The organism is Flavobacterium magnesitis, from assembly GCF_041729735.1.
GTDB lineage: Bacteria > Bacteroidota > Bacteroidia > Flavobacteriales > Flavobacteriaceae > Flavobacterium > Flavobacterium magnesitis.
Genome location: NZ_JBCFQK010000007.1, coordinates 111,282 through 129,518, shown reverse-complemented (window position 1 = coordinate 129,518; position 18,237 = coordinate 111,282). Strand labels below are relative to the sequence as shown.

Below are 18,237 nucleotides of genomic sequence, written 5' to 3'. Positions count from 1 at the left end.
TTTAGTTTTGAATTCCTTCTGATGTCATCACTACACGTTTCATAGTTCCATCTGGATTGTAATACAAACGATCTACACAAACCGATCTTCTAAAACTTCCTCCATCAGTAGGTATTGATCCATTATGGTAAATAAAATACGACTTGCCTTTAAAATCAATGATTGCCTGATGATTGGTATTCGAATTTCCAGCTACCTCATTTAAAATGCCTTTGTATTCCCAAGGTCCATTAACCGATTTACTCATAGCGTAAGCAATTTTTTCAGGAAACTGATAAGCATAAGACAAGTAATACCATCCTTTACGTTTGTGAATCCAAGGCGCTTCAGTAAAATTAGGTAAATCTATAGTTTGCATTGGTCCATCCATTTCAATCATGTTTTCTTTTAGTTTCACATAATTACAAACGGTATTTCCCCAAAAAAGATAAGCCTGACCATCATCATCAATAATCACTGTTGGATCAATATCATCCCAACTGATTTTAGTTTTGGTAGTCATATCATTGGTAATTAACGCTTTTCCTAAAGCATCTTTAAAAGGACCAGTTGGACTATCCGAAACTGCAATTCCTATTGATTTCCCATGGATTGTTCCGTGAGAAACAGTTACATACCAATAGAATTTTCCGTTTCTTTCAATCACTTGTCCTGCCCAGGCATCTCCTTTTGCCCAAGCAAAATCAGTAGGTTTTAATGGCACTGGATGTTCTTCCCAATTGACCATATCCGAAGAAGAATATACCAACCATTCGTTCATTCGATAAGTATTCTCGCCTTTTTCAGGAACATCATGTCCTGCATAAAGATAGACCTTGTCTTTGTGGACAATTGCGGCTGGATCAGCGGTATATTTATCGGTAATAATAGGATTATTCATTTTCAGCGAAGACTGATTTTCGGCAGAAGTTGTTTCTTTTACAGCAGTTGTTTTACAAGAAACAACTGCTGATAAAAGACTCACACTAAATAATAGAGTTGTGATTTTCATTATACTAATTTATTTTCCTTCTAATACTACAACAGAAAATGCAGGAATAGTTACTTCTAATTTTCCTTTGGCATTCTTAAACCCTTTGAACTCTTTAGGTTCAATTGCATTTGGTTTATCAAATGAATTATAATCTTGTAATTTTTTAGAAGTCAAAATTGTTGCTGTAACATTTTTTAAACCCAATTCAGCCAAATTAATTTCGATTTTATTTTCTTTTTTAGCATCAATATTTACTAAAGAAACATGCACAAATCCGCTTTTATCTTTTGAAGCCGAAGCCGAGATTGCAGGCAACGTGTTTCCTTCAAAAGTATATTCTGGAGATTTGAAATCGATAGGCAACAATTCAGCATCTTGATGTACACGATACATTTTCATGATGTGGTATGTTGGTGTCAAAATCATTTTTGCCTTATCAGTCAAAATTACTGCTTGCAATACATTCACACATTGTGCTAAATTGGCCATACGCACTCTGTCAGCGTGATTGTTAAAAATATTTAGTGTTGAACCAGCTAAAACCGCATCTCTCATTGTATTTTGTTGGTATAAAAACCCTGGATTTGATCCTTTTTCTACTTCATACCAAGCTCCCCATTCGTCTACCATCATCGCTACTTTTTTCTCAGGATCATATTTATCCATAATAGCAGCATGTTTGGTAACATACTCTTCCATTTTTAAAGCCGAAGTCATCGTTTTAAAATAACCATCCTCATTAAAATCTACAGCGTCTCCTTTTTTAGACCAATTGATTACCGCATAATGATGTACTCCAACTCCACCCAACATATTTATTGGAATGTTTTTCATCAAAACTTCTGTCCAATTGTAGTCACTTCCATTAGCTCCAGAAGCAATACGTGTTAATCCACCCGTATTTTCCCAATCTGACATGAAAGTGGCAAATTTTCTATACTCACCTGCATAATATTCTGGAGTCATATTTCCTCCACATCCCCATGCTTCGTTACCAATTCCCCAAAATTTTACTTTCCAAGGTTCAGTTCTTCCATTTTCTTTACGCAAATCACTCATCGGACTTTTTCCAGAAAAATTAGTATATTGAACCCAATCAGCTAATTCCTGAACAGTTCCACTTCCTACATTTCCAGACAAATACGGTTGAGCTCCTAATTCTTCACACAAATTTAAAAAATCGTGTGTCCCAAAACTATTATCCTCAGTTACTCCACCCCACCATGTATTTACAATTGTTGGTCTTTTTTCTTTTGGTCCAACACCGTCTTTCCAATGATATGTATCAGCAAAACAGCCACCTGGCCATCTTAAATTTGGTATTTTTAATTCTTTTAAAGCAGAAATGATGTCATTTCTAACTCCGTTTGTATTTGGAATCTTAGAAGTATCGCCTACAAAAAAACCTCCGTAGATACATCTCCCCAAATGTTCTGCAAAGTGACCATAAATATTTTTATCAATAACAGTAGGCTTTTCAGCTTTTTTAATACTCAGAATTGTGCTTTCTTTTTGTGAAAAAGCAAGTTGATTACAAAAAGTAAAAATCAACAATAAGAACAGATTTTTTTTCATTCTAGTTACATTTTTTATTGGTTATAAGTGTACGATTAACATTTGTAAATATAGGTAAAATAAAAAGATAAAAACAAACTTCAAATTAGAAATAAAGACAAAATAACCCACTATTTATTAACAGATTTTGTGAAATTAAAAATAAAGAAAGTGTTTTTGTTTTTTTTAGATGAATTGCTACTCAAATACAATTCTAAATAAACTAAGACCCTATTTAAATTTATTTAAAAAATAAATTTTCTTTTCCCAGTCCCTAAATGGTGAAAAATTTCGTGAAAATTCATCAAAATTACATCCGCTACGGCGGAATGGGTAATTAATTTTTAATGAATTTTAAACAGGCACTAATTTATTTTTTTACCCCAAACTGGTCTTCCATCTGAAGTCAATCCAGAATAGCTTAGAGTTACTTTTCTAGTGGAAGCTTCCCAATCCCAAGCATCGCTTACTTTGCATTGTATTCCATTTACGGTAAGTACTTGCTTAGTACTGTCGTAAGACCAGTTTCCAGTAACTGCACCAGATACTTTTTTATCGGCAGTTAAAAATACAGTAACTGATTTTTGAATGGTTTTGTATTGATAATTCATTGTAATTTGTTCCCAAGACCCTACAAACGATGCTTCAGTGATGGTTGTTTTGGGTACGCCTGCGTAGCGTTCTGCAGCCACTACTGGCCATCCGTCTTCAGTCCATTGAATAGCTCGCACGTGCCCCATCATTACTGCATTAGACGCATTAATTCCTGGAACTCCTTCAGGCAAACGGGCTTGAGAAGCATAAAACCATTCTTTAGTATCGGGATTTTGGAATACAGAACAATGTGAAAAACCAACCCACCCAGTATGATTATTAAAGGAATATGGATGTGTTAACATAGGCCAACATTCGGCTCCATTAGTAATATTGGCACCATTAATACCTAAATAAGGTCCAGTTATACTTTTCGATCTAGCCACACGGGTATTGTAAGCTACCGAAAGCTCATCATAAGCTAAAAATAAATAATAATATTGTGTGTCAGGATTGTATATTATTTCAGGACCTTCTGATGCTTGCCAGCGACTGGTAGCATGCCGAGTGACAATACGAGTTCCGTAATCACTTAAGGTTTCCAGTTGATCTGGTTTTCCTGTGGTGGGATTAAGTTTCAAGGCTGCAATTCCTGAATGCCAAGAACCATAAATTAAATAATGTTCACCTTCTGGAGTAACAGTAAGAGTTGGGTCAATTGCATTGAACTTAAAATAAGCATTTTCCCAATTTCTTGCTCCTGTATAGGAATAAGGTTTTAATCCATCTGGCTCTGAGCACACGACCATTCCTTTATCAACCCAGACATTAGATGCTAAATCGTCAGATTCAGCCAATCCAATAAAGGCTCTTTCTGACCACGAAGTGTCAAAACTAGTTCCTGTAATTGGTTCATCTACCACAATGCTGTAATACATTCGGTATTTGTTGCCTACTTTTTTTACAAAAGGCGCCCAGTATCCATATCTAGGATTAGTTATTGGTGGTAAAGCAGGAACCATTCTGGCTCTTTTGTTGTTCAAAGAATCTTTTATCCAAGCAGGTGCTTGTGCCATAGCTGTTCCCATAAATTCCCATGTGATTAGGTCTTTAGAACGTCTGTAAGGAAAATGTCCATGTCCATCGTGCGCATTACCATAAGAAGCATCGGTTTGATACATATAATAATACTCCCCAGATTTTTCAACCGAAGGATCGTGTACATTGGCTAAATTCCACTGCGAACGGCTACTCCATGATGAAATTGAAGTGTAATTATCCGGATAAGTAGGTCCTGGAAATGTAGGCGTAACCACTGGTGGTACAACAACAGGAGGATCTATTTCATCTGTTGTAGGGTCATCTTTTGAACAACTTACTGTAGCTAGTACAAATAAAAGAAGTCCAAAATAAGAAGCTGTTTTTAAAATGGAATTTGAATTTTTCATTTCTAATTTTTTTGTTTTTCCTTCTAAAACTATTACAGAGAAAAGAAGGAATTATAATCTTATATTTTTTTGAAGTCAATTGTTCCTAAAGAATATTTTTTATTCTATTTATTAGGTTATAATACCATAATAGTACCTTTTGAGAGTTTACCATTATGGTATTAAAAAAACACAATTAACTAACTATTGACAAAAAGACATTAATAACTATCATTTTGAGAGGTTCCCGGATTGTTATCCCTTTCTAGCTGTGGTATTGGGAAAAATTCTCTTCCAGGAGAGTATGAATTAAACTCGGCATCTCTAGATTTCAACCAAGCTAATTTTACAGGATCTTGTAACCATCCCCAACGGCGAATATCATCAAATCGGTGACCTTCTAATGGGAATTCTAAGAATCTTTCATGACCAATCTGTTCTCTCATTTGAGGTTGGGTCATGTTAGGTTTTGTTATTGCTAAATTTGGCAAATTAACCCTGTCTCTTACCATTTGAATATAAGTGTACGCTCCAGGAGTATCAGCTGTTTCGTTTAAACACTCAGCATACATCAAAAGAATATCAGCATAGCGAAGCAGTCGCTCATTGATTCCAGAACGCCAGTCAAATTCATCTACTTTCTGACCATCAGAATTTTGATATTTTCTACAAAATAAATCATTCAAATCTCCAGAATTTGAAGCATATGTAGTAGCAAAATCTTGTCCGTACAATTGCATTCCACCTGGTTTATTGTAAAACATGGTAGCATCTAAACGTGGATCAACATCTCCAGAAACCGTTAATTCTTCATGAAATTCATTAAATAAAATCCTTGTTGGTTGAACATCAGTAAATCCAAACCCTCTTGGTCCGTAAGTAATTGCTCTGCCTGAAGTTTTTCCCCATCCTGAAGCAGGAGCTCCTCCCCAACCTAAGTCAACTCCTCCAGCTTCTCTGCTAAATTGTACTTCAAATAAAGATTCGGAGTTATTCTCATTAGTTTCGGTAAAATTATCACGGTAATTAGATACCAAAGAGTAAACTCCTAAATCAATTACGGCTTTAAAAGTATCTCTTGCATTAATAAAATCTTTAGTAAACAAATAGGCTTTTCCTAAATAGCCCAAAGCAGCCCCTTTTGTGGCACGTCCTTTTTCGCCAGCATCTAAACCTGAAACAGAAGTGTAAGAAGTAGGCAATAATTCAGCTGCCATTTTAAAATCATCAATAACCTGAGCCCAACCTTCTGCTTCTGATTTTTGTGGATAAATTGGAGCTATATCTGTTGGAACAGGTACGTTTTTAAACATATTAACTGCATGAAACAAATACAATCCTCTTAAGAAATAAGCCTGTCCTAAAATTCTATCTTTTAATGCTGAATCTTCAAAATTAATCCCAGGTACATTGGTCAAAACCTGATTTGCTCTAAAAATACCCTGATAATAGGTTTCATAAGCCCAACCGTAAATTGCTGCATCACTAGGATTAGAATTGAATCTTCCCACATTAGCCATAGCTCCCCATGGACTATTACTACGGGCATCATCTCCTTTTAAATCTAGTAATAAAGGAGTGCTACGCATATAAGTTCCGTCAGTAAGTAAACTTCCGTAAGCTGCATTGACCCCTTTTAAAGCATCTGAATCCGTTTTCCAAAAAGAATCTACAGCACTATTATTAGGGTCAATCTGAATTAAATCTTCATCGTTAACACAAGCTGTTGTTATTATTGCTAGTGAAAAGAAACCAGCTAAATAATTATATATTTTATATTTCATTTTGATTTGTTTTAAATTGATACCTTGATTTTAAAAATTCACTTCAATACCTAAAGAGATCGTCCTTGGATTTGGGAAAGAGCCATTATCATAACCCCTGGAGAACAATCCATCACTATTAAAATCAGGATCATAACCTCTGTATTTAGATATAATCCATAAGTTTTGTCCATTAGCATATACTCTTGCGTTTTGAATAAAACTAGTTTTACTAACTGGAATATTATAACTAATCTCAGCTGTTTGTAATTTAATGTAATTTCCACTTTCTATAAAACGATTAGAATCTCTTCCGTTAGCATTAGCATCCAGTGTTGAAGGGCGTGGTACATTAGTGTTGGTATTAGTAGGTGTCCAATAATTTAACATATCTGTATGATGGTTTCCATATCTTCCAGCCATTAAATCACGATACACTCCATTAAATACTTTGTTACCACCGCTTCCTTGCCAAAACATAGAAGCACTCCAATTTTTATAAGAAGCACTAAGATTGATACCATAATTGTATTTAGGTATTGTTACACCTTGAAACACTCGGTCTCCATCATTTATAACTCCATCAGCTGTATCAAAAACACCATCACCATTAGTATCAATTGTTAATTGATCTTTGAATTTTATATCACCTACTTGTGCATTTGTTTGTGAAGGCGCTGCATTGATTTCTTCTTGAGATTGAAAAATTCCATCTGTTTCCCAAGCGTAAATTTCACCTATAGATCTTCCTACTACAGTCATAGCAGCAGCCCCCGGAATAGGATTCCCAGAATCAGAAAAACCAATTTGTGTTACTTTGTTTTTTAAAGTACCAATGTTAGCAGCAATACTGTATTTGAATTCATTGTGATTGTTATTATAAACCAATGAGAATTCTAATCCTGTGTTTTCTACTGATGCGGCATTTGTCTTAACCAAAGCAGGAAATGCTCCTGAAGAAAAAGGCAATGGCACGTCAATCAATAAATCATTTGATTTTTTAAGATAATACTCTGCTGTAAATTGTAAGTCATTATTAAACATACCAACTTCAAGAGCCACATTAGTAGTATTTGTTTCTTCCCAATGCACATTAGGATCTAAAGCGCTTACTACTGTAGTACCAGGAGCCAATTCGTTATTGAAATTATAACTAGCAAAACTATTCATAGTAGTAGCAAAGAAATATTGTGGAATAGTGTTGTTTCCTATAATTCCATATCCTCCTCTTAACTTAACATTGCTAACCCATTCTGGCAAGTGAATAAATTTTTCATTGCTCAATTTCCAAGCAGCTGAAAAGGAGTAGAAATTAGCCGAATTGTATTTCTGACTAAATAAAGAAGTTTTATCCTGTCTAAAGTTAGCAGTAAGCAAATAACGATCGTCATAACCATAATTCAATCTGCTTATATACGATTTTGCCGTAATGGTATATTCATATTCATCGGTATTTCTATTATCCGCAAATTGTAATTTTTTAATATCATTAGCTTCATATCCTACACCAGAAGAATAATGATTATAATGATTATTTCTCTCGTCAATAGACCCTACTAAAGCATCTATATTGTGATTGCCTACAGTAAAATTATAAGTAAGAATATTATTTACAAACGTTTTAGTTTGATTTCCAGTTGCTATATTAAGCGTTGCTCTATCACTTGGAACCTTATAATACCATCCAAGTTCAAATTCAGGAGTATATCTTCGGTCAAACCAGTGTAATTTATCATAACTAACATCTAGTTTGTATTTTAATCCTTTAACTAATTCTAATTCTGCCCAAATATCTCCTATAAAATGGTTTCTTCTTCCTGTGTTTGTAATTAAATTATTATAACCAATAACATTAAGCGAAATTGCTCTTTGAGTATCGCTATAAGTACCGCCATAACCACCTAACCAATTTTCATCATATACAGGCATTGTTGGAATTGCAGTTAGTAATGCACCAATTGCTGATTCACCCACCCAACTATTAAATGATTGTTTGTCTGATTCAGTGTAAGCAATTTTTGAACCGTATTTTAATTTTCCTTTTTTACCATGCAAATTCAAGTTCATAGAATACCTTTCATAATCTTGTGGTGTTTCTAAGTAAGAAGTGTTTTTGAAATAGTCGATATTCATATTGTATCCCAGAGATTCTGCACCACCATTAAAAGTAAGAGAATGATTTTGAACTGTACCTGCACCATAAGCTTCTTCTTGCCAATTAGTATTTACATTATTAATGTAAAATGGACTTGTAGGATCATTACCTGGAGCTATACCCAAATTATCATTTTGTTCGGCTGCTGTAGTAATTCTTTGGTAACCTACTCTATCAGTTACTGACCATTCTCTTGCTACATTTTGGACACCAAAAAGAGATTTGTATTTGATTTCCATTGCTCCTGCTTTTCCTTTTTTAGTAGTGATAATTACTACTCCATTAGCTCCACGAACTCCATAAATAGCTGCTGAGGAAGCATCTTTTAAAACTTGCATGGATTCGATATCTCCAGGTGCAAAATCAAATGGAGAATCAACAATCACTCCATCAATAACAAATAATGGGTTGTTATTACTGAAAGAGTTGATACCCCTAATTTTTATATTTACAAATCCACCTGGCTCACCAGAAGATTGTACTGTGACACCGGCCACCTGTCCTTGCAGCATTTTAGCAGCATCATAAGTAACTGTTTTTTTTGCGCTTTCCATATTAACTACAGAAACAGATCCGGTTAAATCCGATTTCTTTTGTGTTCCATATCCAACTACAACAACTTCGTCCAGCTTAGCGTAATCTTCTAAAAGGGTAACTGTAATATTAGTTTGATTACCAACTTTAATTTCCTGATTTACAAATCCAATATAAGAAATTATAAGTGCCGCATTTGATCCAGCTACATCTATGGAAAATTTTCCGTCAAAATCAGTTTGAACTCCATTTGTGGTGCCTTTTACAACAACATTTACTCCTGGAATGGGTGCGCCATTAGAATCCTTTACAATTCCTGAAACTTTTATTTGCTGTTGTACCTTTTCTTCAGGTTTAGCTTTAGTTATTACAAGTTTATTTTTACCAATAAGTTCAAAATTAAAACCATCATTACCCAGGTTTTCATTTAACAATTTATTAGCACTAATTGTTCCTTTTTTAAGTTTTATTTTTGGAACATTTTTAAACATATCTTCTTGATAGATAAATGTAAAATCTGTTTGTTCTCTTAAAAGGTCAAAGACCTCATCAATAGTTACAACCTTGTCTTTATCTATGACAATTTTTACATTCTGTGTAAAAACTTTACTTGAAGAAAAACTAAAGGCAGTCGTACAAAAAAACAATATAAAAGCTTTCATACTGGTTAGTAAAAATTTTCTCCTTAAAAAGAAAAAATGGTTAGTAAATTCAATTTTCATATATTTGTGTTTATTGGTTAAATGTTAATTAATAATCTGATAGGGGGGATAAAGTATCGTACTGTCCAGGTATTACTTTGTTCCCTTTCTTTTTTATTTTATTATAATTTTCTGGTCTTTTATCTCATATTCATTTATAAAGTTAGTTTTCTTAATTATTGTCAGGATTTCTTTTATATCATCATTTTTGCTTAGTACTCCATTGAATTTAACCTTTTCAAGTTCTGTATTTTGAAACACCACTTGAACATCATACCATCGAGACATAACATTCATAATTTCTTTTAATGTTTTGCTCTTAAAACTAAAGATTCCTTTTGTCCACAATACTTCATTATAAGCATCAATTGGATTTATAGTTATATTTCCATTTTTGAGATTGATAATTGATTGTTGATTAGGAACTAAGTGTTTTTTTGAACTAAAATCACTTACGGCTACTTTTCCTTCTATTAATGTGGTGTAAATTTTATCTTCATCTTTATAGGCTTTTATATTAAACTCTGTACCTAAAACCTCTACTTCCTGATTTTTATTTACAACTTTAAACTTAGCACCTTTATGTTCTGTACTTGGGGATACATCAAAAAAAGCTTCTCCATAAATTAATTCTACTTCACGTGGACTGCCTTCTATGAAAGCCACTGGGAATTTTAACTTAGATTCAGAATTCAACCAAACATTTGTTCCATCGGATAATTTTATTTGAAACTGACCTCCTCTTGGTATGGTCAAATAATTATATACTAAACCTGATTTTCCCTGATTTTTGCCACAAACTAATTCTTTACCATTGCTTACTACATTGTCTTTCTCATAGGTTTTATCTTTTTCTAACAAAACATTCGATCCATCTTCAAGAGTCAATATTGCTTTATCGGTTCCTGCTTTGATAACGTTATTTACTATTACAGGAATCCCTTCAGGTTGCTTAAAAAAACTTGTTCTATTAAAATAACCCATGGTAAGAATTCCAAAAAAAACTGCTGCTGCAGAATAATAAATTAATTTTCGGAACTTTTTCCGTTTTTTAACTTTCTTTTCTATAGCAAATGCTTCTAACAACTTGCTCTTTATTTTAGAAGAATCAAATTCCTTCATATTATATTCGATTACATAATTGATTTTGACATATTGATCGAATAACTCTTTATTATCCGGATCTTGTATCCATATCTCTAACTCAGTCAACTCAGATGCTGAAGCTTGATTTATTAAAAACTTGACTATTATATTTTCAATCTTAGCATTTTCCATTTTATACTATTTTCTATTAATACGTGTTGATTTTACACTACCCTAACTTTTTTACATTTTTTTTTATACATTGCACAAAAATTAAGCTAATTATTTCTACTTCACACAATGAAAGAGGTTTATTCTGACAACATTCAACTTATTGATGCTTTAAAAACGGGAGACCCAAAAGCTTATACTTTTCTGGTAAATACTTACCATCATAAACTATGTGTTTATGCTTACAGTTTTACGCATGATCATAATTTATCTGAAGATATTGTACAGAATGTTTTTATGCGTATCTGGAACAAACGAAAAAACTTAAAAGATGATTTTGTAATTATTAGTTTCTTATACAAATCAGTTTACAATGAATTTATTGATCAGTATCGCAGTCAAAAATCCACTTATCCTCTAGAAAAAAAATATATTGATGCTCTCAATACTATTGTAGAAAATGAGGACGAACATTCTCTGGAGCGTATCATTAAGTTGGTAAAAAGAGAAATTCAAAATCTCCCACCTAAATGCAAGGAAATCTTTTTACTAAGTAAGGAAGAGGGACTCACTAATATAGAAATTGCAGAGTATAAAAATGTCTCTATTAAATCTGTTGAAGCTCATATAACTAAAGCCTATTCTATTTTACGTAATTCCCTTGGAGATAACACAAACATTTATTTATTTTTAATGTTTAGATAATCTGTTTTTATTAGTATTGAATCTGATTTATTTTAGAAAAACCCTAAGGTTCTTTAAAGAAAGTTCATTAAGTGCTCATTCTACACTAATTATTATGATACTTTTTTAGAAGTGAGTATATTTACCCCAAAATAAACAACTAAGATGTTAAATAATTATAACACCGAGGACAAAGTCTTACTATCTGTCGATTGTATCATTTTTGGGTTTGACAATGAAGGCTTAAAAATTTTATTAATCAAAAGAGATTTTGAACCAGAAAAAGGAAAATGGTCTTTAATGGGAGGGTTTTTAAAGAAAAGTGAATCTTTAAATGGTGCTGCAATTAGAGTTCTTAATCGTTATACTGGACTTCAGGATATTTATATGGAACAATTGTATGCGTATAGCGAAGTGGATCGTGACCCAGTAGACCGAACGATTTCAGTTGCTTTTTATGCGCTAATTAATATTGAAAATCACAATACCGCTTTAATTCAAGATCACGAAGCGGAATGGTTTAGTATTTCTAAAATGCCCAAATTAATTTTTGACCATAACGAAATGGTTGCGCACGCTATAAGAAGATTGCGTTACAGAACCTCAACAAAACCAGTTGGGTTTGAACTTTTGCCTGAAAAATTTACGATGCGTCAATTGTTAGAATTATACGAAGCCATTTTAGATAAAGAACTAGACAAAAGAAATTTTATTAGCAAAATCAATTCTTTAGATATTCTGGTAAAACTCAACGAAAAAGACATGTTGTCTTCCAGAAAAGGCTCCTATCTTTATATGTTTGACAAAGAAAAATACGATGCTAAATTGCTAAATCACTTCGTTTTAAACTTGTAATCCATTCATTTTTTTTCGAAAATCACATAAAAAAAACCGTTTCAAATGAAGCGGTTTTCTTGTTTTTAGTTTGTTTTAGTTAAGTATTACAAGATGTAATCGGTATTAATAAAGTTGGATTCTTTACTATTCAATAATTCTTGTAATATTTCGTTATTGTAAGCATTGTCTTTAGAAGCTACAAAAGTTCTAATAGAAAATGAACGTAAGGCGTCAAAAACACTTAAAGTTCCTACTGCAGAATCTTTACGACCTGTAAACGGATACACATCCGGTCCACGCTGGCAAGAACTGTTCAGGTTTACTCTACATACTAAGTTTACTAAAGCATCAATAAGCGGTGCAATAGTTTTGATGTTTTTACCAAATAAACTTACTTGTTGACCATAATTAGATTCAGCCATATCGTTTAATGGCTCCTGAATATCTTTGAAAGTCATAATTGGCACTACTGGTCCAAATTGCTCTTCGTGATACAAACGCATTTCTTTATTCACTGGAAAAAGAACTGCTGGAAAAATATAATTTTCTGAATGTTGTCCACCTTTTTGGTTTATAATTTTTGCTCCTTTGGCTGTAGCATCATCAATTAAACCTTGAATGTAAGCTGGTTTTTCAGCTTCTGGAAGTGGAGTCAATGAAACTGATTTATCCCAAGGATTTCCAAAAATAAGTTCGTCTACTTTTTGAGAAAATCTTCTGTTGAATTCTTCAGCAATCGATTCGTGAACATATAAAACTTTCAAAGCCGTACAACGTTGACCGTTAAAAGACAAAGTTCCTGTAATACACTCAGAAATTGCCAAATCTAAATCGGCATCTGGTAAAATAATTGCTGGATTTTTAGCTTCTAATCCTAAAACTAAACGCAATCTGTTTTTATTTGGATGTTGGTCTTGCAAAGCAATTGCCGACTTACTGTTTCCAATTAAAGCCAAAATATCTACCACTCCTGATTTCATAATTGGAGAAGCAATTTCTCGACCTCTTCCGTAAACAATATTAATAGCACCTTTTGGAAAACTAGTTTTAAAAGCTTCTAATAATGGAGAAATTAACAACACTCCGTTTTTAGCCGGTTTAAAAATTACTGGATTTCCCATAATCAAAGCAGGAATCAATAACGAAAAAGTTTCATTCAATGGATAATTGTAAGGTCCAAGACACAAAACCACTCCAATAGGTCCTCTGCGGATCATTGCATTAACCCCTTGGCTTTTTGTAAAATGAGCATTACTTCTATCTAATTCCTTGTAATGTTCGATGGTATCGTAAATATAATCTACTGTTCTATCAAATTCTTTTTCAGAATCTCCTAATGATTTTCCAATTTCCCACATCAACAACTTCACTACTTCCTGACGAGTAGTTTTCATTTGTGTAACGAAATTTTCCATACATTTAATACGATCCGCTACTTTCATGGTTGGCCATAAACCCTGACCGTTATTAAAAGCATTTTTTGCCGAATTAACAACTTCTTCTGCTTCTTTCTCACCCATAAAAGGAATGGTTCCTAACAACGTAGGAGCATATTCTTCGGTAGAAGAAATAGTAGAAAAAACCTCAGTAGTTTTTCCAGTCCATTTTTTCAACTCACCATCAATTAAATAAGTATCTTGATGCAATAATGCTTTAATCTTAAATTCTTCTGGAATTGAATTCATCTAGTTTTAATATTTTAGTTAGTGTTAAAAAATGTTTCGGATTTAAGGAGCTACTACTTCTCCATCCCAATCTAACATACCTCCCAATAAGTTATAGGCATTATCAAATCCTAATTCATTCATAATTTCGCAAGCCTTTCCGCTTCTTGCTCCAGAACGACAATAGACATAGTAATTTTTACTTTTATCCAATTTTTCTATTTCAGAAATAAAATCCTGACCTTTATGAATATCAATGTTTATTGCATTAGCAATAATTCCTTCGTCACATTCGTCTTCCGTTCTTACGTCTAAAATCACTGCATTGTCATCTGCTTCGAGTTGAGCAATCCAATCTTCTTGTGTTAAATTCATAATCTATAATGTGTTTTTTGTAAAATTACAATGTTTTTGCTATAAATAAGCCTTCTAAATTTGAATTAGCAAATATTTTAAAGAAAACGTTTTAGTGAAATTACAATAATCACCAAAACTTACATTAGCTTAATATTTTGTTAAAGATTGCTTACTTTTTCTATCTATAAATGTAATATCTGCAATTTCGTATTCACTATTTCAATAAATTATTTAGAACAAAACAGCCCATAACTATCACTATTTTTTAATTACTTTTACCAAAGTCTTAGAATTTTACCCAAAAAACCGATAGATTAATAAGATTTCGCTTTTAAAACGATAACCATGTCAGAAGAAACAATCATACTTAAAAATACCTTCCCTAATTTCTCTAATGAACTGATTCAAGAAATTGAAACCAATTCTAGTTTTCAATATTTTAAAGCAGGTGATGTTATTATGCGAACGGGACAATACATCAAAAGCACTATTTTGATTCTGAAAGGACAATTAAAAATCTACCGTGAAGGCGAAGATGGCGAAGAATTTCTAATGTATTACTTGCAAGCAGGACAAGCCTGTGCCATTTCGTTAATTTGTTCTACAAAAGACCAAAAGAGCCAAATTACCGCTAAAGTAGTAGAAGATGTCGAAGCTGTTACTATTCCGCTCGCTTTAATGGACAAATGGATGATGAATCACCGCTCTTGGTACGAATTCGTAATATACACCTATAGAACCCGATTTGAAGAAGTACTGGAAGTTATCGATAACATTGCCTTTCGAGCCATGGACGAACGTCTGGAATTCTATTTAAAACGTCATGCTAAAGCTTGTGGTTGCAAAGAAATCAATTTATCACATCAGGAAATTGCTCTCGAATTAAATACTTCCAGAGAAGTAGTTTCGCGTTTACTAAAAAAAATGGAACAACGTGGTTTAGTACAGTTACACCGCAATCAAATTGAATTAAAAATCTAAAATTGCCCGTGTGACAAATGTTACTGTGGCTAGCCGAAATACTTCCAACCTTTGTAAAAAAAATTAGAACATGGAATATATTGGCTATTTTGCTTCAATTATAATTGGGCTTTCATTAGGATTAATTGGCGGCGGTGGTTCCATACTTACTATTCCTATTTTGGTTTACTTATTCAAAGTAAATCCTGAACTCGCTACTAGTTACTCTTTGTTTATTGTTGGCATTACGTCTTTATATGGCGGTTACAGTCATTACAAACTTGGTAATTTACAACTAAAAACCGCCTTGTATTTTGCTATTCCCTCTGTTATTTCAATATTAATAATTCGCGAAGTGATTTTTCCACAAATTGCTTCCACCCTATTTACGGTTGCTTCTTATGCAGTTTCCAAAGATTTATTAATTATGATTGTCTTTGCTATTCTGATGATTAGTGCTTCGATATCGATGATAAAAAAAAGTAAAACTGAAGTTGTAAACTCTAAAACTAATTATAGCCAACTGGCTTTTATAGGTTTTCTGGTAGGAATTGTAACTGGATTTCTAGGTGCTGGTGGCGGGTTTTTAATTATTCCAGCTTTATTGTTTTTTGCTAATTTGCCTATGAAACAAGCCGTAGGAACTTCGTTGTTGATTATTTTCATCAACTCGGCAATAGGTTTTGCTGGCGATTTATACCTCAACACTCCTATTGATTATGGTTTTCTACTTTTGATTTCAGCGATGGCTTTTGTAGGGATGTTTATTGGAATCCTGCTTTCTAAAAAAATAGACGGAAACAAACTGAAACCTATTTTTGGATGGTTTGTATTGATAATGGGGATTTACATTATTGTGAAAGAAGTTTTATTGTGATGGTTTTTAACCGCTATTTTTTTTAAAACCGCAAAGATTCTAAGGTTTCGCTAAGTTCATTAAGAAAAGTTTCAACCGCAAATTACGCAGATTAGCACAAATAACTTTTGAATAATTCTGCGTTGTAACCTCGAGTGTAGTTGAGATAAATTTTAAACTAATTTTATTACCAAAGTTTAAACTATTTCCATGTAACATTAATGTTTTCAAATTTCCCTGAATTTATTTTCCCAGAATCATCTTTTGAAAACATCGCTAAAGTTAAAACTCTAATTACTGGGGTTTCTTCTTCTATATTTCTAAAAAATATTTTAAATTTCATAGGAACATTAGTGTAAATATTTTCCACTCTTATACTTCCTCCACCTAAATTTATTTCATAAACTGAAGTATATAAATTGCCTTTAGGATCAATAATTGTTGCTCTTTCAGCCTGTAGAGCTTTTAGAATATCTCCTTGATTTGTATAAATTCCTTCAACTTCAATACTTTTATCTTGTCTATTTCCAACAACTGAATTTATCTGAAATTTAATATTTTCAATTTCAGTTTGAACCACACTTTTTGTTAGGCTTAAAGCTTCTTTATAATAATTAACTTCATTATTAAGGTTATCTATTTGTTGATTTTTAATCGTTATTGTTTCTTTTAATTTCTGGCAGTCAATTTGTGATTGTACATTTGAGAATTTACAAATAAACAATAGGATTAAAATGTTTTTAATGTAGTTCATAAATTAAATTACTTAGTATTTATTTAAAAATCCTATAAATATAAAATACCTTTCTTTAAAAACAAGAATTTTCATGTAATTTATTTACATAATAACTCAATGCTCACCATAACCCACATCATCCATTTTCCCATTAAACACTTTGTATTGAATGATAAAATACCCAATTACCAAAGCCAAAGCGATAGCAAACCAATACACACCAACAGATAAGGCATATTCACCATTGGCGACATTGTAAATAGTCAATGAAGGATTGACTTTATTAGTTGACGGTAATACTACGGGAAAAATAGAAGCCGTGGTCGAAGTAAATCCGCCTACGAGGAAAAGGGTCGAAAACAGGAATCCTGTTCCGTCTTTTTGGAACGTCCTTACTTTAAAAAGTCCAAACAAACCCACAAACGTAATCAGCGGAAAGATAAAAAGTATGGGATTATCAATGAAGTTATGGAAAGGTTCTTTCTCAATTATATGCCAAACTGATAACGAAACAATCACCAGTGCCAGCAAAACAAAATTCATTTTGAAAACCATCTCTTTTAACTGAGTATTCAACGACGAATTGGTTTTATAAATAATCCAATTGGCGCCATGAATCATTAAAGCCACCACACTTACCACACCCAGAAAAAGGGTAAACCAGTCGATAATTCCAAGTTCGGAAGCTACTGGACTCAGTGTTGGATTCCATAATGGCAGGAAGAAAAAATGCGATTCCTGAGTAGAAACACCATTCTCTACCATTCCGAGATTTACGCCACGAACTACGTTTCCTAAAGCCATTCCGAAAAACAAAGCCAATAGTAAACTAGCAATTCCGAAGGCTTTATCCCAAACAGCTTCCCACATTTTATTGTGAATTTGTCCGCGTAATTCTAATCCTACTGCTCTAAAAATAAGCAACCATAAAATCATCATCAACGGCAAATAAAATCCGCTAAACGAAGCTGCATACAACGTAGGGAAAGCATAAAACAAAATACCTCCTGCGGCAATCAACCAAACTTCATTGGCATCCCAAAAAGGGCCAATAGCATTTGTAATTGCTTTTTTATCTTTCTCCGTTTTAGCAAAAAACAAATGAATAATTCCTGCTCCAAAATCGTAACCATCTAGCACCAAATAAGTCGCCAAAATGCCAATTAATACAACATACCAAAAGAATTCCATAGTTTATTTTTTATATTTCTTTGACAAATAAATATTTTATAAATTCATTTTAAA

14 protein-coding genes are annotated in these 18,237 nt (G+C 32.9%); 4 read left to right on the top strand and 10 right to left on the bottom strand.

The window, feature by feature from the left end; all coding sequences use genetic code 11:
* Position 1: 1 nt before the first annotated feature.
* The 6 genes from AAGV33_RS07115 to AAGV33_RS07090 form a co-directional block, all read right to left on the bottom strand.
* Positions 2-991, bottom strand: coding sequence for a glycoside hydrolase family 43 protein (locus tag AAGV33_RS07115; RefSeq protein ID WP_373391275.1), 990 nt, complete (start codon positions 989-991; stop codon positions 2-4).
* A 9-nt stretch (positions 992-1,000) separates the two neighbouring features.
* Positions 1,001-2,548 carry an alpha-N-arabinofuranosidase gene (locus AAGV33_RS07110; RefSeq protein WP_373391274.1) on the bottom strand — a complete coding sequence of 516 codons (1,548 nt, stop codon included), beginning with the start codon at positions 2,546-2,548 and terminating at the stop codon, positions 1,001-1,003.
* A 344-nt stretch (positions 2,549-2,892) separates the two neighbouring features.
* A complete protein-coding gene (locus AAGV33_RS07105; RefSeq protein ID WP_373391273.1) occupies positions 2,893-4,509 on the bottom strand; it encodes an arabinan endo-1,5-alpha-L-arabinosidase in 1,617 nt (538 codons plus the stop codon).
* A 200-nt stretch (positions 4,510-4,709) separates the two neighbouring features.
* Positions 4,710-6,272, bottom strand: a complete 1,563-nt coding sequence (locus AAGV33_RS07100; RefSeq protein ID WP_373391272.1) for a RagB/SusD family nutrient uptake outer membrane protein — start codon at positions 6,270-6,272, stop codon at positions 4,710-4,712.
* Between the two features lie 30 nt (positions 6,273-6,302).
* Positions 6,303-9,602, bottom strand: a complete 3,300-nt coding sequence (locus tag AAGV33_RS07095; protein ID WP_373391271.1) for a SusC/RagA family TonB-linked outer membrane protein — start codon at positions 9,600-9,602, stop codon at positions 6,303-6,305.
* Positions 9,603-9,755: 153 nt separating this feature from the next.
* The gene (locus AAGV33_RS07090; protein WP_373391270.1) at positions 9,756-10,919 is read right to left on the bottom strand and encodes a FecR family protein; all 1,164 of its coding nucleotides are present in this window, start codon (positions 10,917-10,919) and stop codon (positions 9,756-9,758) included.
* A gap of 108 nt (positions 10,920-11,027) precedes the next feature.
* Between AAGV33_RS07090 and AAGV33_RS07085 the strand changes: the two genes are divergently transcribed.
* Together AAGV33_RS07085 and AAGV33_RS07080 are read left to right on the top strand one after the other, a co-directional pair.
* Positions 11,028-11,603 carry an RNA polymerase sigma factor gene (locus AAGV33_RS07085; protein ID WP_373391269.1) on the top strand — a complete coding sequence of 192 codons (576 nt, stop codon included), beginning with the start codon at positions 11,028-11,030 and terminating at the stop codon, positions 11,601-11,603.
* 144 nt (positions 11,604-11,747) lie between these two features.
* Positions 11,748-12,437 (top strand): NUDIX hydrolase, encoded by a 690-nt coding sequence (locus AAGV33_RS07080; RefSeq protein WP_373391268.1) that lies wholly within the window; start codon positions 11,748-11,750, stop codon positions 12,435-12,437.
* Positions 12,438-12,523: 86 nt separating this feature from the next.
* Here the strand turns inward: AAGV33_RS07080 and AAGV33_RS07075 are convergent, their stop codons facing one another.
* Together AAGV33_RS07075 and AAGV33_RS07070 are read right to left on the bottom strand one after the other, a co-directional pair.
* The gene (locus AAGV33_RS07075) at positions 12,524-14,104 is read right to left on the bottom strand and encodes an NADP-dependent glyceraldehyde-3-phosphate dehydrogenase (RefSeq protein WP_373391267.1); all 1,581 of its coding nucleotides are present in this window, start codon (positions 14,102-14,104) and stop codon (positions 12,524-12,526) included.
* Between the two features lie 42 nt (positions 14,105-14,146).
* The gene (locus AAGV33_RS07070; RefSeq protein ID WP_373391266.1) at positions 14,147-14,458 is read right to left on the bottom strand and encodes a rhodanese-like domain-containing protein; all 312 of its coding nucleotides are present in this window, start codon (positions 14,456-14,458) and stop codon (positions 14,147-14,149) included.
* A gap of 327 nt (positions 14,459-14,785) precedes the next feature.
* On the opposite strand from AAGV33_RS07070, the gene AAGV33_RS07065 reads away from it, so the two are divergent.
* Both AAGV33_RS07065 and AAGV33_RS07060 read left to right on the top strand, forming a co-directional pair.
* Positions 14,786-15,421 (top strand): Crp/Fnr family transcriptional regulator, encoded by a 636-nt coding sequence (locus AAGV33_RS07065; protein ID WP_373391265.1) that lies wholly within the window; start codon positions 14,786-14,788, stop codon positions 15,419-15,421.
* 70 nt (positions 15,422-15,491) lie between these two features.
* Positions 15,492-16,277 carry a sulfite exporter TauE/SafE family protein gene (locus AAGV33_RS07060; protein ID WP_373391264.1) on the top strand — a complete coding sequence of 262 codons (786 nt, stop codon included), beginning with the start codon at positions 15,492-15,494 and terminating at the stop codon, positions 16,275-16,277.
* 181 nt (positions 16,278-16,458) lie between these two features.
* Here AAGV33_RS07060 and AAGV33_RS07055 read toward each other — a convergent pair whose 3' ends face one another.
* Positions 16,459-17,010: a hypothetical protein gene (locus tag AAGV33_RS07055; RefSeq protein WP_373391263.1), complete on the bottom strand. Its 552-nt coding sequence runs from the start codon at positions 17,008-17,010 to the stop codon at positions 16,459-16,461.
* Between the two features lie 96 nt (positions 17,011-17,106).
* Positions 17,107-18,183 (bottom strand): cytochrome d ubiquinol oxidase subunit II, encoded by a 1,077-nt coding sequence (gene cydB / locus AAGV33_RS07050; protein WP_373391262.1) that lies wholly within the window; start codon positions 18,181-18,183, stop codon positions 17,107-17,109.
* Positions 18,184-18,237: the final 54 nt, after the last annotated feature.

Excerpts from the sequence above, each read along its gene's own strand:
- AAGV33_RS07105 (WP_373391273.1), bottom strand. The coding sequence starts at position 4,509 with ATGAAAAATTCAAATTCCATTTTAAAAACAGCTTCTTATTTTGGACTT.
- AAGV33_RS07090 (WP_373391270.1), bottom strand. The coding sequence starts at position 10,919 with ATGGAAAATGCTAAGATTGAAAATATAATAGTCAAGTTTTTAATAAAT.
- AAGV33_RS07080 (WP_373391268.1), top strand. The coding sequence starts at position 11,748 with ATGTTAAATAATTATAACACCGAGGACAAAGTCTTACTATCTGTCGAT.
- AAGV33_RS07100 (WP_373391272.1), bottom strand. The coding sequence starts at position 6,272 with ATGAAATATAAAATATATAATTATTTAGCTGGTTTCTTTTCACTAGCA.
- AAGV33_RS07110 (WP_373391274.1), bottom strand. The coding sequence starts at position 2,548 with ATGAAAAAAAATCTGTTCTTATTGTTGATTTTTACTTTTTGTAATCAA.
- AAGV33_RS07095 (WP_373391271.1), bottom strand. The coding sequence starts at position 9,602 with ATGAAAGCTTTTATATTGTTTTTTTGTACGACTGCCTTTAGTTTTTCT.
- AAGV33_RS07060 (WP_373391264.1), top strand. The coding sequence starts at position 15,492 with ATGGAATATATTGGCTATTTTGCTTCAATTATAATTGGGCTTTCATTA.
- AAGV33_RS07115 (WP_373391275.1), bottom strand. The coding sequence starts at position 991 with ATGAAAATCACAACTCTATTATTTAGTGTGAGTCTTTTATCAGCAGTT.
- AAGV33_RS07085 (WP_373391269.1), top strand. The coding sequence starts at position 11,028 with ATGAAAGAGGTTTATTCTGACAACATTCAACTTATTGATGCTTTAAAA.
- cydB (WP_373391262.1), bottom strand. The coding sequence starts at position 18,183 with ATGGAATTCTTTTGGTATGTTGTATTAATTGGCATTTTGGCGACTTAT.
- AAGV33_RS07075 (WP_373391267.1), bottom strand. The coding sequence starts at position 14,104 with ATGAATTCAATTCCAGAAGAATTTAAGATTAAAGCATTATTGCATCAA.
- AAGV33_RS07070 (WP_373391266.1), bottom strand. The coding sequence starts at position 14,458 with ATGAATTTAACACAAGAAGATTGGATTGCTCAACTCGAAGCAGATGAC.
- AAGV33_RS07065 (WP_373391265.1), top strand. The coding sequence starts at position 14,786 with ATGTCAGAAGAAACAATCATACTTAAAAATACCTTCCCTAATTTCTCT.
- AAGV33_RS07055 (WP_373391263.1), bottom strand. The coding sequence starts at position 17,010 with ATGAACTACATTAAAAACATTTTAATCCTATTGTTTATTTGTAAATTC.